This is a genomic window from Pseudomonas sp. GP01-A4 (assembly GCF_058780865.1).
The window spans coordinates 1-15,502 of the sequence record NZ_JBYSWF010000059.1; the positions used below are offsets into that span (position 1 = coordinate 1).

General features: G+C 61.0%; 10 protein-coding genes. All 10 read right to left on the reverse strand.

Annotated elements, in window-relative coordinates; genetic code table 11:
* Positions 1-435: 435 nt before the first annotated feature.
* Positions 436-2,016: an ABC transporter ATP-binding protein gene (locus tag AC3WKX_RS26335; RefSeq protein WP_102604329.1), complete on the reverse strand. Its 1,581-nt coding sequence runs from the start codon at positions 2,014-2,016 to the stop codon at positions 436-438.
* Between the two features lie 15 nt (positions 2,017-2,031).
* Positions 2,032-3,054, reverse strand: a complete 1,023-nt coding sequence (locus tag AC3WKX_RS26340; RefSeq protein WP_173883025.1) for an ABC transporter permease — start codon at positions 3,052-3,054, stop codon at positions 2,032-2,034.
* A complete protein-coding gene (locus AC3WKX_RS26345) occupies positions 3,054-4,118 on the reverse strand; it encodes a microcin C ABC transporter permease YejB (protein ID WP_102604328.1) in 1,065 nt (354 codons plus the stop codon). The genes AC3WKX_RS26340 and AC3WKX_RS26345 overlap by 1 nt, the downstream gene beginning before the upstream one ends.
* Entirely contained in the window at positions 4,105-5,943 is a 1,839-nt protein-coding gene (locus tag AC3WKX_RS26350) for an extracellular solute-binding protein (protein WP_102604365.1), read from the reverse strand. Before AC3WKX_RS26350 ends, AC3WKX_RS26345 begins: the two co-directional genes overlap by 14 nt.
* Before the next feature lie 129 nt (positions 5,944-6,072).
* Positions 6,073-9,012 (reverse strand): TonB-dependent receptor, encoded by a 2,940-nt coding sequence (locus AC3WKX_RS26355; RefSeq protein ID WP_102604327.1) that lies wholly within the window; start codon positions 9,010-9,012, stop codon positions 6,073-6,075.
* 192 nt (positions 9,013-9,204) lie between these two features.
* Positions 9,205-10,158 (reverse strand): FecR domain-containing protein, encoded by a 954-nt coding sequence (locus tag AC3WKX_RS26360; RefSeq protein ID WP_102604326.1) that lies wholly within the window; start codon positions 10,156-10,158, stop codon positions 9,205-9,207.
* Positions 10,155-10,667 (reverse strand): sigma-70 family RNA polymerase sigma factor, encoded by a 513-nt coding sequence (locus tag AC3WKX_RS26365; RefSeq protein WP_003217684.1) that lies wholly within the window; start codon positions 10,665-10,667, stop codon positions 10,155-10,157. The genes AC3WKX_RS26360 and AC3WKX_RS26365 overlap by 4 nt, the downstream gene beginning before the upstream one ends.
* A 181-nt stretch (positions 10,668-10,848) precedes the next feature.
* Positions 10,849-11,787 carry an AraC family transcriptional regulator gene (locus AC3WKX_RS26370; RefSeq protein ID WP_003217685.1) on the reverse strand — a complete coding sequence of 313 codons (939 nt, stop codon included), beginning with the start codon at positions 11,785-11,787 and terminating at the stop codon, positions 10,849-10,851.
* Between the two features lie 17 nt (positions 11,788-11,804).
* Complete coding sequence (locus AC3WKX_RS26375) at positions 11,805-12,647, reverse strand: oxidoreductase (protein WP_003217687.1); 843 nt, start codon at positions 12,645-12,647, stop codon at positions 11,805-11,807.
* A 202-nt stretch (positions 12,648-12,849) separates the two neighbouring features.
* A complete protein-coding gene (valS, locus tag AC3WKX_RS26380) occupies positions 12,850-15,417 on the reverse strand; it encodes a valine--tRNA ligase (RefSeq protein WP_173883024.1) in 2,568 nt (855 codons plus the stop codon).
* Positions 15,418-15,502 lie beyond the last annotated feature (85 nt).

The following is a 15,502-nucleotide window of genomic DNA, read 5'->3' on the forward strand; positions in this document are numbered from 1 at the left end:
CATTTCTGGAGCATTAAGCCAACGGTGTTCGACTCATGAGCGACCCATGAACATCTGACATCGCCCATAAGTTAAATTACGTATAGCGCCCGGGATTTGTTTGAGCAGGAAATGCGCTCGAGTGGCTAACGCACCTTGCCTTTTCAGATCAAACCGACCGGCCATGTACTTGGGGACAGTCAGTGCCAGCGCGACGACAGCCAACACCAGCGGTAAAAGCGAAACCCACAGCACTGTATTCCAGCCATAAGCCGACAGCAGCCCACCCGACGAAAAAGACCCGACCGCCATTACGCCGAACACTCGGATCTGGCCTACTACGTCATTTATCGGCCAGAGTGCGCCAGCCTGCCCAAACTGACGACGTTCCGGGACTGGTTGTTGGCAGAAGCACAGCAGACGGTAAAGCGTGAGATCAGCGCCCACTAGGCTGTACTACTCGCGATTCCTCAACGACGACGCTACCAGCAAATCCCGCGTATAGGCATGCTCCGGTGCGTCGAACAATTGCTCGGTACTCCCCGCCTCCACGACCACGCCATCCTTCACCACGATCAAGTCGTGAGCCAACGCCCTTACCACCGCCAGGTCGTGGCTGATAAACAAGTAGGTCAGCCCATGCTCCTCCTGCAACCTGCGCAGCAAGCTCACCACCTGCTTTTGCACGGTGCGGTCGAGGGCTGAGGTGGGTTCGTCGAGCAATATCAAATCCGGCTTGATCACCAGTGCGCGGGCGATCGCGATGCGTTGGCGCTGGCCGCCGGAGAATTCGTGGGGGAAGCGATGGCGCGTATCGGGGTCGAGTCCGACGTCGCGCAACACGGCAATCACTTGAGCTTCGCGCGCGCAAGCATTGAGGTCCGTGTGTACGCGCAGGCCTTCTTCGATGATTTGCTGCACGCTCATGCGCGGACTGAGGCTGCCGAACGGGTCTTGAAACACCACCTGTAGTTTGCGCCGCCACGGACGCAGGGCCTTGCCTTTGAGTGCGTCGAGGGCCTGGCCCTGGAAGCGAATGCTGCCTTGGGCGTCGATCAACCGCAGGATCGCCTGGCCAAGGGTGGATTTGCCCGAGCCGGATTCGCCAACAATGCCCAAGGTTTTGCCACGTTGCAGGCGCAGGTCGATGCCGTCCACCGCCTTGATCGGCGGTTTGCGCCGCAGCAGGCCGCCTTGCGGGAACCAGACCTTGAGGTTGTCCACTTCCAGCAGGTTGTCCGCCGTCTCACGCACCACCGCCCTGCCCTCGGGCTCAGCCTCGAGCAACTGCCGGCTGTAGGCGTGCTGCGGCGCGGCAAACAGTGCCTGGCAGTCGGCCTGTTCGACGATCTGGCCGGCGCGCATTACCGCCACGCGCTGGGCGATGCTGCGCACCACGTTGAGGTCGTGGCTGATCAACAGCAGCGCCATGCCCAGGCGTTGCTGCAGGTCTTTGAGCAGCGCAAGAATGCGTCGCTGCACGGTCACGTCCAGGGCCGTGGTGGGCTCGTCGGCGATCAACAGCAGCGGTTCGCAAGCCAGGGCCATGGCGATCATCACCCGCTGGCGCTGCCCCCCGGAGAGCTGATGCGGGTACGCTGCAAGGCGCTGGCGCGGCTGTTGGATGCCCACCAGTTCGAGCAACTCCAACACGCGCTCACGCGCCGCCGCACCGCCCAGGCCTTTGTGCAGCAGCAGGGTTTCGGACAGCTGCCGTTCCACGCTGTACAGCGGGTTGAGCGAGGTCATCGGCTCCTGAAAGATCATCGCGATGCGATTGCCGCGAATCTGCCTTAAACGCTCCGGCCGCGCGCCGAGCAGCTCTTCGCCCTGGTAGCGAATACTGCCCTGGGTACGCGTGGTGTGGGGCGGCAGCAATTGCAGGATCGAGTGGGCGGTCACCGATTTGCCGGAGCCCGACTCGCCCACCAGCGCCAGGCACTCGCCCGGGTGAATATCCAGGTCGATGCCACGCACCGCTTTGTGCCCGTCGAACGCCACTTTCAGGTTACGAATTTCAATCAACGCGTCAGTCACGGCACAGCTCGCTTATCAGGATCGGGGGTCGAAGGCGTCGCGGCAGGCTTCGCCGATAAACACCAACAGGGACAGGATCAACGCCAACGCAAAAAACGCGGTCAGCGCCAGCCACGGGGCTTGCAGGTTGTTTTTCCCCTGGCCGATCAATTCACCCAGGGACGCACTGCCCGTGGGCATGCCGAAGCCAAGAAAATCCAGGGCGGTGAGGGTCGAAATGGCCCCGGTCAAAATGAACGGCAAGTAGGTCAAGGTGGCAGTCAGCGCGTTGGGCAGAATGTGCCGCAACATCACCTGAACATCGCCCACACCCAGGGCCCGCGCGGCCTTCACGTACTCCAGGTTGCGCCCGCGCAGGAACTCGGCGCGCACCACATCCACCAGGGTCAGCCAGGAAAACAGCGCCATGATCCCCAGCAGCCACCAGAAACCCGGTTCGACAAACCCGGACAAGATGATCAGCAAGTACAGGACCGGTAGCCCCGACCAGATCTCGATCAGGCGCTGCCCCAACAGGTCGACCCAACCGGCGTAATAGCCTTGCAGCGCGCCGGCGGCGACCCCGATCAAAGTGCTTACCACGGTCAGTGCCAAGGCAAATAACAGCGATACCCGGGTGCCGAAAATCACCCGCGCCAATACATCCCGGGCTTGATCATCGGTGCCGAGCCAGTTGCTCGCGCTGGGCGGCGCCGGCGAAGGGGTCGTGAGGTCGTAGTTGACCGTGTCGTAGCTGAACGGAATGGGCGCAAACAGCATCCAGCCGCCCTGCCCTTCAATCAGTTCATGCACGTAAGGGTCACGGTAATCCGGCTGAAACGGCAACGTGCCGCCGAAATCCTGCTCGGTGTAGCGCTCGAAGGCCGGGAAATACAGTGAGCCCTGGTACGCCATCACCAGTGGCTTGTCGTTGGCCAGCAGTTCGGCACCCAGACATACGGCGAACAGCGCCAGGAACATCCACAGCGACCACCAGCCGCGGCGATTGCGCTTGAAGTGCAGCCAGCGGCGACGGGTAATCGGAGTAAAAACCGGCATCAGTGCGACCTCGCGGAAAAATCCAGCCGGGGGTCCAGCAGGCGGTAGCACAGGTCGCCCAGCAACTTGATGACCAACCCGACCAGGGTAAAGATAAACAGCGTGCCGAAGACCACGGGATAGTCCCGTGCCACTGCCGCTTCGTAGCTCAGGCGACCGAGGCCGTCGAGGGAGAAAATCACTTCAATCAGCAACGAGCCGCCGAACAACATCGCGGTGAGCGCCTGGGGCAGGCCAACCACGATCAGCAGCATGGCGTTGCGAAACACGTGTTTGTACAGCACCTGTTTTTCGCTGAAACCCTTGGCCCGCGCGGTCACTACGTACTGGCGGCTGATCTCGTCGAGGAAGCTGTTTTTGGTGAGGATGGTCAGTGTGGCAAAGCCGCCAATCACCAGCGCCGATACCGGCAAGACAAGGTGCCAGAAGTAGTCCACGACCTTGCCCGCCCATGACAGGCTGGCAAAGTTCTCCGAGACCAGGCCGCGCACCGGAAACCAGTTCAACAGGCTACCGCCGCCGAATACCACGATCAGCAGCAAGGCGAACAGGAACGCCGGCATGGCGTGGCCGATAATGACCGCCGCACTGCTCCACACATCGAAGCGGCTGCCATGGCGCACGGCCTTGCGGATGCCCAGCGGGATCGACACCAGGTAGCTGATCAGCGTGGCCCAGAAGCCCAGGGACAAAGTCACCGGCAGTTTTTGCAGGATCAGGTCGGTGACCTTGGCGCCGCGAAAGAAGCTATCGCCAAAATCCAGCCGCGCGTAGCTGCTGAGCATCAACCACAGCCGCGCGCCAAGGGGCTTGTCGAAGCCGTATTGGCGCTCGATATCGGCCACCAGCGCGGGGTCCAGGCCACGAGTTGTGCGCGATTCAGCGCTGCCGGTTTCCACCCGTGTGCCGGCCACCGACGCTTGGCTGCCGATGCCTTGCAAGCGCGCGATGGCTTGCTCAACCGGGCCACCCGGGGCGGCTTGCACGATAAAAAAGTTGACCAGCAGGATGCACACCAGCGTTGGTACGATCAGCAATAAACGGCGCGCGCTATAGGCCAGCATGTTGGGAAGCCTCAGTCAGTTGACGCATCTGTGCGGTGGTCAGCGGTGTCGGGCTCACTTCCCACCAGGTGTCGATGCCCACGTCATTGATCGGCGCTGTGCGGGGCCGACCAAAACGGTTCCACCACAGCGAGGACGAGCCCGGCGGGTAATAGTTGGGAATCCAGTAGAAGCCCCACTGCAACACGCGGTCGAGGGCATGGGCGTAGCGCACCATGGTCGGGCGGTCGTTGGCGCGGACAAGGCCATCGATCAAGGCGTCCACCGCCGGGTTGCGCAGTGCCATGTAATTGTTGGAGCCAGGGTCATCGGCACTCTCGGAACCGAAGTAGTTGGTCAGCTCGCGGCCCGGCGATGGGCTGACCGGGTAGCCGTTGACGATCATGTCGTAGTCCCGTGCGCGCACGCGGTTGGCGTATTGGGCCGAGTCGATCATGCGGATCGTGAAGCCGATGCCGATCTGCGCCAGGTTGCGTTTGTATGGCAGCAGCAAACGCTCGAAGCCTTTCTGGGCATTCAGGAAGGTGAACTGCAATGGCGTGCCCTCGGCGTTAACCAACTGGTCGCCGCGCGGGGTCCAGCCCGCCTCGGCCAGTAACTTCAGCGCTTGCGCCTGCTGCGGCCGAATGCGCCCGCTGCCATCGGTGCGCGGCGGCTGGTAGACCTGGGTGAACACCTCCTCCGGCACTTGCCCGCGCCAGGGTTCCAGAATGGCCAGTTCCTGGGCATCCGGCAGCTGGGTGGCCGCCAATGCGCTGCGGGAAAAGAAGCTGCGCTGGCGCAGGTACAGACTGTGCATCATCTGCCGGTTGCTCCAGTCGAAATCCCACAACAGGCTCAGCGCCTCGCGCACGCGGCGGTCCTGGAACTGCGGTTTTTGCAGGTTGAACACAAAACCCTGGGTGCCCTGCACGGCATTCGGTGCCAGTTGTTCACGTTGCAGACGACCGTCGCGCAAAGCCTCGCCGTCGTAGCCCACCGAATAACTGGTGGCGGAAAATTCGCGATTGAAGTCGTAACCCTGGGCTTGCAGGATCTGGCGCGACACGTCGCCGTCGGCAAAAAACTCAAGCCGCAGGGTGTCGAAGTTGTACTGCCCCTGCGTCACCGGCAGGTCTCGCCCCCACCAGTCCTTGACCCGTTCGAAGGTGACACTGCGGCCGTTGTCCACGCTGCTGATACGGTACGGGCCGCTGCCCACCGGCGGTTCAAAGCCGCCGCCGTTGGCGAAATTGCGCCCCTGCCACCAATGTTCCGGCAGCACCGGCAGTGAAGCGAGGTCCAGAGGCAAGGTGCGATTGTCGGCGCTTTTGAAGGTGAACCGCACTTGGGTCGGCGATTCCACCAGCACCTGGTCCACATCGGCAAAGCTTTGGCGATACGCCAGGCTGCCTTCGGTGGTGAACAGCTTGAAGGTGTAGGCCACGTCCTGCGCGGTGATGGGCGTGCCATCGGCAAACCGCGCCTTGGGATTGAGGTAGAAACGCAGCCATGAATGGTCATCTGCCAGCTCCATGCCTTGCGCGACCAACCCGTACACGGTGTACGGCTCATCCTGCGAACGGTACGCCAACGGGCTGTAGAGCCAACCCTGGATCTGGGTGATGCCGGTGCCTTTGTCGACATACGGGATCAGGTGATCAAACGCCCCGCCTTCCATGGACGAACGACGAAAACTGCCGCCCTTGGGCGCGTTCGGGTTGACGTAATCCAGGTGTTTGAAGTTGGCCGGGTACTTGGGCGCTTCGCCGTATACCGTCAAAGCGTGCGTCGGTTGAGCGAGCAGTGACGGCGCCCAAAGCCCCGTCAGCAGTGCCCACACCATGAAGCGAAACAGGCTCACAAACTCAACTCCTTTTCCAAAAACACTGAAGACTCACTTATGCAGGGTTGTGCGTCGACGCAAGGGTTTTTATAGAGCACCGGTTAGACCGTTAGCGCATGTGCTTATGCGCTACTTGCCGAAGTGGTAACTCACGTCCAGCCAGACCTGGCGGCCATAGGGGTCGTAGTTGCCGCTGGGGTAATACGGCCAGCCGGCGGAGTCATCGTGCTTGACCTGATTGAGCAGGTTGTTGACGGTCAGGCCGACACTCGCCTGCTCGTTCACCTGGTAACGGGCGCTGGCGTTGAAGGTGGTCCACGGCGACAGGCGCCCATCTCCGGCGCCATTGGTCACGCTGCCGTAGCGAATGCCGGTCAGCGTGGTGGTGAGGTGCTGGTAGTCCCAGGTCAGGCTCGCGTTGACCTTGCTGCGCCAGTCGTGGTTGTCGGTGCTGGAGCGCAGGTTCTGGGTTTGCGCATCGTCCGATTCCTTGAGGTAGTGGGACAGCACCAGGCTGTAGCCAATCGCCGAACTGAACGCGCCGTACTGGCCTGCGCCCCAGCGAATATTACTCTTGAGGTCCAGGCCGCTGACCCGCTCGCTGGCGGCGTTGATCGCATTGACCTGCACCCGTTGCAGCACGTTCGGGTCCACTGCCGCCGTGCTGGCATTGCGCTGGATGCGTGCCAGGACGTCGGCGCAAGTGGTCGCATCAAGCTGGCCGTTGCGGCACTGGTTTTCCTGTTGCAGCAAGCGGTTGATGTCGACGGTGGTCAACAGGTCCTTGATTTCGACGCGCCAGAAGTCGGCGGAGAAATCAAACTGATGCGAGGGCGACCAGACAAAGCCATACGTCCAGGACTTGCCACGCTCGGAGGCGAGGTCCGAATTACCGGTCTGGGTGTAATCCACGCGGCCCCGGTCACACGCCCCTTCTACGCCCTTGCTGCAACCGTAATAGTCGATCTGGTCAGGCGTGTAGCCATTGGTCGCGGCCTGGTAGAGGTAGTTGAGGTCGGGTGCGCGAAAGCTGGTGCCGTAGCTGCCACGAAACAGCAGGCTGGTCACCGGGCGCCATTCCAGGCCCAGGTTGTAGGTTTTTTGTTGCTCGGTGCGGCCACTGAATTTGTATTGGTCCCAGCGCCCGGCCGCCGAGGCGAGCAAGGTGTCGGTAACGGGAATGCTCAGCTCGCCACCCGCGGCGTAGCGGTCACGCGAACCGCCTGAATTGGAGGCCGGCGTGGTGTTGTAAAACGTGCCGTCATTGAGTTGGTCGTCGACATCGACGCTGTAGGATTGCCGCCCCACTTCGGTCACACCGGCAAAGCCCACCGGCCCGGCGGGCAGCTCGAACAGGTCGCCGTTGATGTTGGCGCTGAAGGTTTGGGAAACCGATTTACTCTTCTGCACCAGGTTGCCGCGAAACTGATCCCACTGCTCCGGAGTCAGCGGCTGGTCCAGCCGCGAAGGGTCTGGCGCGAAGACCGGGTGCCCGTCCTGTGTGCCCAGTTGCGGCCCGAGGTAGTAATCGCGGATGCCGCTCAAAGGCGTGTAGCGGGTGGTGCGGTCGCTGGTGTACTCGGAGCGGTTCGCCGCAATCTGATAACCCCAGTCACTGTTGGTGAACTTGTCTTCCAGGCCCAGGGTACCGGTCCAGGACACTTCGCGCCATTTGCTGTTGTTGCTGGTCTTGCCACCGATTTCCTCGCTGGAAAAGTTGCGTGACCAGCGCTCCAGGTTGCCGGTGTTGCGGTTGATAAAGTCCGGCGAGGTGAAGCTTGGGCCGCGCGTGTTGTTCTGCGTGTGATCAAAGCCAAACATCAAGTCGGCAAACACTTTGCCGGTGTCGCTGAAATGCCAGGTGCCGCGCGTGTAGCCGTCATAGTTTTCCTTTTGCGCCTGCAAGGTCCAGTAGTCGTTGTAGTACTGGTTGGTGGTGCAGCGGGTGCTGCTGCCACCGAGCTTGCCGTTGTAGATACCGCCGTAGGCACCGCAACCGGGGCCGAGGTAGGCGCCGCTGTCGAGGTTACGGCGGTAGCCCACATCCTTGGCCGGGCCGTCGCTCATAAAGCCGCGCTGGTTGGCCCAGATCGGTTGGCGCTGGGTCAGCTCCAGGCCGAATACCCCGTCAAAATCGCCCCAGGTGTCGCCGCCGCTGATCTGCAGGCGCTGGTTGTCGCCGCCGCCACGCTCGGCGGCGCCACCACGCAGATTGACGTCCACGCCGCTGATTTTGTCTTTGAGGATGATGTTCACCACCCCGGCAATCGCGTCGGAGCCATACACCGCCGAGGCGCCGCTGCTGAGGATCTCGATACGCTCGATCATCACCGCCGGGATGTTGGCAAGGTTGGTGAAGTTGACCGCGCCGTCGTACGCCGTGGGGTAGTCGGCCACGCGCCTGCCGTTGATCAGCACCAGTGTGTGGTTCGGCCCCAGCCCTCGCAGGTTGAGGGCACTGGCGGCCGGCTGGAAGGTGTTGCCGTAGTCTTCGCCCTGGGTCATGCCGGTGTTCTGGGTTTGCGAAGCGATGGCGTCGTAAACGTTTTTGTAGCCCCTGCGGGTGACTTCGTCAGCGGTGATGACCGTGACCGGCGACGGCCCTTCAACCTGGGCACGGGCAATGCGTGACCCCGTGACCACGACCTTTTCCAACGCCACATCGCCCGGGACTTTCGCCGCCGTGGGCGCAGCCTTGACCGCCGCGGCAGGTGGCTTGGCCGCCCGGCGCAGGGTCCAACCGCCGTCGCCACTCGGCACGGCGTCAAGGGCTGCACCGCGCAGTGCCTGTCGCAGCGCTTGCTCGGTGGTGAAGGTGCCCCGCACCGGCGCGCTGGTCAGGCCTTGCACAAGGTCTTGCTGGAAGGAAATGATCTGCCCGCTGCTGCGCGACAGGGTCAACAGCGCTTGGTCGAGGGGGCCGCTGGCGATATCAAAATCAAAAGTCTGGGCGGTCGATATCGCAGACAGCGGCTGTGCCAGCACCGCCGTGCCATGTCCCGCCAAAGTCAGGCCAATCGTCAGAGACAGTGCCGCCAGAGATGCGCGACTGAGAGGTTTGAGTTGCATGGTTGAGGTTCCCATCATTGATATGCCGTTGATGGGTTGAACAACAGATCGGTTTTTTTTATAGGCGGCCGTTAGGCTAAAAAAGCATGGGTTTATAACGGCCCGAAACAACACTCCCAGGCAGATACACCCCGGCCTGTATTGGGTTGTGCAACAGTGGCGGGGGTTTTATAGGGCTGGGGAAAATTATTTTTATCGGCGCTCGATACTGACCCAATAAGGGCTGTGATAATCGATCTGCACCGGCAGGGATTTGGCCAGCAATTGCAGGGCGCCCTGGCTGTCGTCCAGCGGGAAAATCCCGCTCAGCCTCAGGCTCGCCGCCTCGGGGCTGACGCGGATGATGCCGCGCCGGTAGTCACGCAGGGCTTGCACCACTTCACCCAATGAGCGGTCACGCACTTCCAGCAAGCCTTGGGTCCACGAGGCCTCGCCGCCGCTGGCGGTTTCCAGGTCGAGGATGCCGTGGGCATTGAACGTGGCTTTCTGGCCGGCACTGATCACCTGCACAGCGCCGTCGCGCGTGGTGATTTCCACTTGGGAATGCAGCATCGTGATTTGGGTTCGATCCTCGCCCTGCTGTACCAGAAACCGCGTACCCAACGCGCGCATGCGGCCGTGTTCGGTCTCGACGATAAACGGTCTGAGGCTGTCCTTGAAAACGTCGACCAGCAGCTTGCCGTCGAGCAACTGCAACAGCCGTTGCCGAGCATCGAAATGCGTCAGCACCTTGCTGCGCGCATCCAGGGTCAATGCACTGCCATCCTCCAGCGTGAGGTTCAGGCGCTCGCCCGTACCGGTGCGCAAAGCGCCCAACGGCAACCAGCTGTCGGACAGCCGCGTGATCAGACTTCCAAACGACACAACGCCAACCAGCGCCAGGGTATTGCGCAAGAAGCGCCGGCGGCCCGACGGTGCGTTGAGGGTGTGCAACAGGCTGTCGCGGGGCATGCGGCGCAGTTCGTCATTGTTCAGCACGGCCGGAAAGCCGCCCATCATGTTGAAGATTTCGGCACGCCGTGGGTCGCCCTCACTCCAGCGACGGAACGCCTGGTGCTCCTGAGCACTGGCGTGCCCGGATTGCAGCAACGCCATCCACTGCGCCGCCTCGTCGATGATCGCCTCATCCGGCGCGCTGTGGCTCATGGCTGTGTCATCGCCAGGTAGCAGCGCTTGAACGCATCGGCCATGTATTGCTGAACCCGGCTGACCGAGACCTGCAGGCGCTCGGCAATCTGCGCATAGGTCAAACCGTCCAGCTGGTGATACAAAAACGCCGCCTTGGCCTTGGCCGACAAACCGTCGAGCAAGCGGTCGACTTCCAGCAGCGTCTCGATCAACAGCAAACGCTCCTCGGGCGACGGGTGCACCATCATCGGCGCCTGGGCCAATGCTTCCAGGTAGGCACGTTCCAGGTCCTGGCGACGCCAGCCCTCATACATCAGGCGCCGCGCGATGGTGGTCAGCAACGCCCGCGGCTCGCGGATTTGCGAAGGGTCGGGCAATGCCAGTACCCGCAGGAAGGTCTCCGATGCAATGTCCTGAGCCCCATGGGCGCAACCCATCGCCCGGCTTACCCGCGTGCAAAGCCAACTGTAGTCACTTTTGAACATCTGCCCAATCAGACCGAAATGTGGGTTCTGATTCACACCCATTGCATGCTCCATGCGAATAAAGGCCATTCAGCCTGGCGGTTGATGAGCAATGGAAAGCCATCGCTGGAGGCGGACTTTGCATGAGGGGAGCATAGGTTAGGAAAGAATAAAAAATAACAATAGCCTGTCAAATTGGCATATGCAGAAAAATCAGATACGGGGCAGCGCCCTGGCTGTCAGGTCAGTGCGAAGACACATAGACAGAAGGCTGCGCCGGCGCTGGCAGCGAATAGGTTGCTTTCATCCATTCGACTTCAGCATGGGGTGTGCGGCCGAAGTAGCGCTTGAACTCTCGGCTGAACTGCGATGCGCTTTCATAGCCCACGTTAAAAGCCGCAGATGAGGCCGACATGTCGTCGCGGAGCATCAACAACCTTGCCTGGTGCAGACGAGTCGATTTCAGGTACTGCATGGGTGATGAGTCGGTGACTGTTCGAAAGTGCAGATGAAAGCTGGGTACGCTCATACTCGCCTCCTGGGCCAGGCACTCGACGTCCAGCCGCTCCTGGTAACAGCTGTGTATCTTGCGAATGGCGCGGGTCACCTTTGCGAAATGGCCTTGCTTGCCAAGGGCCGCCCGCATGGACCCTCCTTGTTCACCTGCGATGATCCGGTAGTAAATCTCGCGCACCAGCGACGGGCCGAGGATCGGCCCGTCGACCGGATGGCTCATCGCTTCGAGAAAGCGCAGTGTGGACTCGCGCAACATCTCGTCCATCGGCGAGGAATACATGCCTTTGGGACGTTCGTGGGTCGGACCGGATTTTTCGTCAATTTCCAGGATCAGTTCGCCAGCGAGTTTGAAATCCAGGCGCATGTATACCGCCAGCATCGGTTCCTCTTCGCTGGCGTCGGTTTCCATGGTGAAAGGCACTGGCACAGACACCACCAGGTAGTGCTGGGCGTCGTAAAGGTAGACCTCGTCGCCCAGATAGCCGAGCTTGCGCCCCTGGCACAGGATGACGATGCCAGGCTCGTAGAGCACTGGCGTGCGGGTCAGCGGGCGATTGGAGCGCAGGAAGCGTATGTCTTCCAGTGCGCTCAGGTTGTAGCCCTCCAGGGGGGCCAACTGCTCCATCAGTTGGACCATGCGCCGGGTTCGCGCGGCAAAATGATTCATAGGCCCCTCTTGCGGTTTCACGAAGCGTGACCATCCGTAGAGCGTGTCAGTGCTTCCCATTGGTCGATGTCACGCAGGGATTGCGTCAGCTTTTCGCGCACAAAGCCTATGGCATCGCTGCCGAGCAGCAGGTGGGCCGGTGGGTTGTCGCTGGCGATCAACTGCAGCATGGCTTGCGCAGCTTTTTGCGGGTCCCCCAACTGGTGGCCGCTTTTCGCTTCGCGCGCCTGGCGTACCGGATCAAAGCTGGCATCGTAGTCGGCGATGCTGCGGGGCGTACGCTGCATCGAGCGGCCGGCCCAATCGGTGCGAAATGAGCCTGGCGCCACGGCGGTGACAAAAATGTTGAATGGCTTGAGTTCTTTGCTCAGGGTGTCGGAGATGCCTTCCAGCGCGAACTTGCTGGCGCAGTAGTAGGCGATACCCGGCATCGTGATGGTGCCGCCCATGGACGTGATGTTGATGATGTGCCCGCTGCGGCGCTGGCGGAAGTACGGCACGAACGCCTTGGTCACGGCAACGGCGCCGAACACGTTGACGTCGAACTGACGACGCATTTCTTCCAGCGGCGACTCTTCGAAAATGCCCTCATGGCCGTAACCTGCGTTGTTCACCAGGACATCCACCGGGCCGTAGCGGGTCTCGATCTCGGCAACGACGCTGTCGATCCGCTCAAAGTCGGTGACATCCAGGATCACGCCATGAGCACGCTCCGCTGATAATGCCTCGAACGTTTGCAGCGCGGCTTCGTTGCGAACGGTACCAATGACACGGTGGCCTGCAGCCAGTGCCTCGGTCGCGAGGGCCTTGCCAAAGCCGCTGCTGATGCCGGTGATGAACAGGGTTTTGCGAGTGCTCATGGAAATTCCTCTCGGTTACTGAGTGCTAATGGTAGCCAAGCAACCGCTGGCGACCTATGCCGGATCATCTATGAGGCTTGCCTATTCCTATTCGCTTCTGCTTATACGCTCAATTGTCCCGATGTGGCTCGATTGACGCAGGCTGATGCATGGTCCGGCCCGCCCCAGTGGGTGTCACTGAGGCGGTCGGCACTACTCCACGTTACGTCAGCCAGACATCGACCTGCCGCTCCGCGCCCTCTATAAACACCAAGGCCTCGACCTGCCCCGCCTCTATCAGGTCTTGGCTGACGCCTTTTATCAGTTCAAGCTGCGCGGCGCTGTCGACCAGCTCAACACGTGCTACCGGAGCCTTCATGGATTGGCTGGCGTCAGACTTTGCTTTGCGAATCGCAGACAGCACGCTGCTCAGGCTCATCAATAACTGTTCAACAGCCGCGTCAGGGCAAGCGTCCCCTTGCGGCCAGGGCGCCTTGTGCACTGAGCCGCAATTCCAGGATTGCCAGACCTCCTCACACACAAAGGGTAGAAATGGCGCAAACAGTCGCTGCTGCACGCTCAGCGCATGTGCCAATGCATTACGCGCCGAGTAGCCGTCGGGTCGATAGGCACGACGCTTGACCAATTCGACGTAGTCATCGCAAAACCACCAGAAGAATCCTTCGATACGCGACAACGCCCCGCTGTAGTCATAGGCCTCCAGCGCGACGGTAGCGTCCTGGACTACGCCACCCAAGCGTTCGAGCATGGCTTGATCCAGCGGTTGGTCGATATCCCCGGTGTCATCCTTCGCAAAGCCTTGAACCAACCTCGAAAGATTGAACAGCTTGACGGCCAGGCGGCGGCCGATTTTCATCTGCTGCTCTTCAAAGGCTGTGTCACTGCCGAGCCGCGCCGAGGCAGCCCAATAGCGCACGCCGTCACTTCCATACTGGTCGAGCAAGGCTTGAGGGGTGACCACATTCCCCTTGGACTTGGACATTTTCTTGCGATCGGGATCAAGGATCCACCCGGAAAGCGCGACGTTGCGCCATGGCGCGCAACCGTGTTCAAAATGGCTGCGTACCAGTGTCGAGAACAGCCAGGTTCGGATTATGTCGTGACCTTGGGGCCTGAGGTCCATCGGGTATATTTTGGCAAACAACCCATCGTCCTCTCCCCAGCCGCCGGCAATCTGAGGCGTCAGGGAACTGGTGGCCCAGGTGTCCATGATGTCTTGTTCGCCGATAAACCCGTTGGGTTGACCACGTTGTTCGGGTCGATACCCAGGCGGTGTATCCAGGCCTGGATCGACAGGCAGGCTTGCCTCACTGGCGATAATCGGAGCGCCATGCTCGGCTTCGCCTTGCGCGTCCAGGCGATACCAGAACGGAATCGGCACGCCGAACGTACGTTGACGACTGATTAGCCAGTCTCCATTCAACCCCCCTACCCAATGCTCGTAACGCCTGAGCATGTGCGGCGGATGCCAGTTCAACGCCTGGCCAGCGTCGAGCAACACGTCCCTCAGGTTCGCGTCGCGTCCGCCATTGCGCAAGTACCATTGCCGCGTCGCGAGAATTTCCAAAGGCCGGTCGCCTTTCTCGAAGAACTTTACCGCGTGGTTAATCGGTCGTGGTTCATCTCGCATGGCGCCGCAGTCACGCAACATCGAAACGAGCTGCGTACGAACCTGGGACAGGGTACGGCCGGCCAGGCCTGCGTAGGCCTGTTGGCTGCGCGGCGTCGTCAACCAGGAGGGCGTCTCAAGTAACAGGCGCCCGTCCTTTCCCAGGACTGACCGTGTGGGCAGCTGCAACTCCCGCCACCAAATCACATCGGTTAGATCGCCAAAGGTGCAGACCATCGCCAACCCGGTGCCCTTGCCGGGGTCACCCAAAGGGTGGGCCAGCAGCGGAACGTCCAGGTCAAAAATCGGCGCACGCACGGTCTGCCCGAACCTCGCCTGATAACGAGCGTCGTCCGGGTGAGCCACCAGCGCCACGCATGCCATCAGCAACTCAGGTCGAGTCGTAGCAATCTTCAGTTCGGCACCATCAGCCGCGTCGAAGCCGAGTTCGTGATACGCACCCGCAACCTCGCGCTCCTCAAGCTCTGCCTGGGCTACGGCCGTCTGGAACGTCACATCCCAGAGGCACGGAGCCTCCTGGCTATACAGTTCGCCACGCTGGTAGTTACGCAGTAACGCGCGCTGACTGGCTCGTTGGGAGCGTTCATCAATGGTGGCGTATGAAAGACTCCAATCAACGGACAAGCCCAGTTGCACGAACAGTGCACGGAACGCTTGCTCATCGATGGCCGTCAGCTCATGGCACAACTCGATAAAGTTGCGCCGACTGATGACGGCAAAGTCAGCCCGTTTTAATGGAATTGACTCGGAGGGTTTGAAGCCAGGCTGGTAAGCGGCCAACGAGTCGCAACGTACGCCGTAGAAATTCTCGACCCTGCGTTCGGTCGGCAAGCCATTGTCGTCCCAACCCATGGGGTAGAACACAGCCTTGCCGCGCATCCGCTGGAACCGGGCGATGATATCGGTGTGGGTGTAGCTGAAGACATGGCCAACGTGCAACGAACCTGAGGCTGTCGGTGGCGGCGTGTCGATGGAGAATACAGCGTCGCGTTGGGCGCTGTGGTCAAAGGCATACGTGCCTTCGAGCTGCCAATGCTGAGACCAGCGTGTTTCGAGGTTTTCAAGCGAGGGGGTGACGGTTTGATCGTTTAGAACTTCATCACGTTTAACGGTGACATAGCTTCCTCCTGTCAACATCATGGGGCGCAACAACGGTTGTGCGCCCAAGCAAACTTTATATTCAATCGCCTGCGGAAAGTAAACCCCTTGAACCAGGCCATTTTTT

What these genes read in the sequence shown, in the direction of transcription:
- AC3WKX_RS26345 (WP_102604328.1), bottom strand. Translation starts at nt 4,118, where the DNA reads ATGCTGGCCTATAGCGCGCGCCGTTTATTGCTGATCGTACCAACGCTG.
- AC3WKX_RS26365 (WP_003217684.1), bottom strand. Translation starts at nt 10,667, where the DNA reads ATGGGTGTGAATCAGAACCCACATTTCGGTCTGATTGGGCAGATGTTC.
- AC3WKX_RS26360 (WP_102604326.1), bottom strand. Translation starts at nt 10,158, where the DNA reads ATGAGCCACAGCGCGCCGGATGAGGCGATCATCGACGAGGCGGCGCAG.
- AC3WKX_RS26375 (WP_003217687.1), bottom strand. Translation starts at nt 12,647, where the DNA reads ATGAGCACTCGCAAAACCCTGTTCATCACCGGCATCAGCAGCGGCTTT.
- AC3WKX_RS26350 (WP_102604365.1), bottom strand. Translation starts at nt 5,943, where the DNA reads ATGGTGTGGGCACTGCTGACGGGGCTTTGGGCGCCGTCACTGCTCGCT.
- AC3WKX_RS26355 (WP_102604327.1), bottom strand. Translation starts at nt 9,012, where the DNA reads ATGCAACTCAAACCTCTCAGTCGCGCATCTCTGGCGGCACTGTCTCTG.
- AC3WKX_RS26340 (WP_173883025.1), bottom strand. Translation starts at nt 3,054, where the DNA reads ATGCCGGTTTTTACTCCGATTACCCGTCGCCGCTGGCTGCACTTCAAG.
- AC3WKX_RS26370 (WP_003217685.1), bottom strand. Translation starts at nt 11,787, where the DNA reads ATGAATCATTTTGCCGCGCGAACCCGGCGCATGGTCCAACTGATGGAG.
- valS (WP_173883024.1), bottom strand. Translation starts at nt 15,417, where the DNA reads ATGATGTTGACAGGAGGAAGCTATGTCACCGTTAAACGTGATGAAGTT.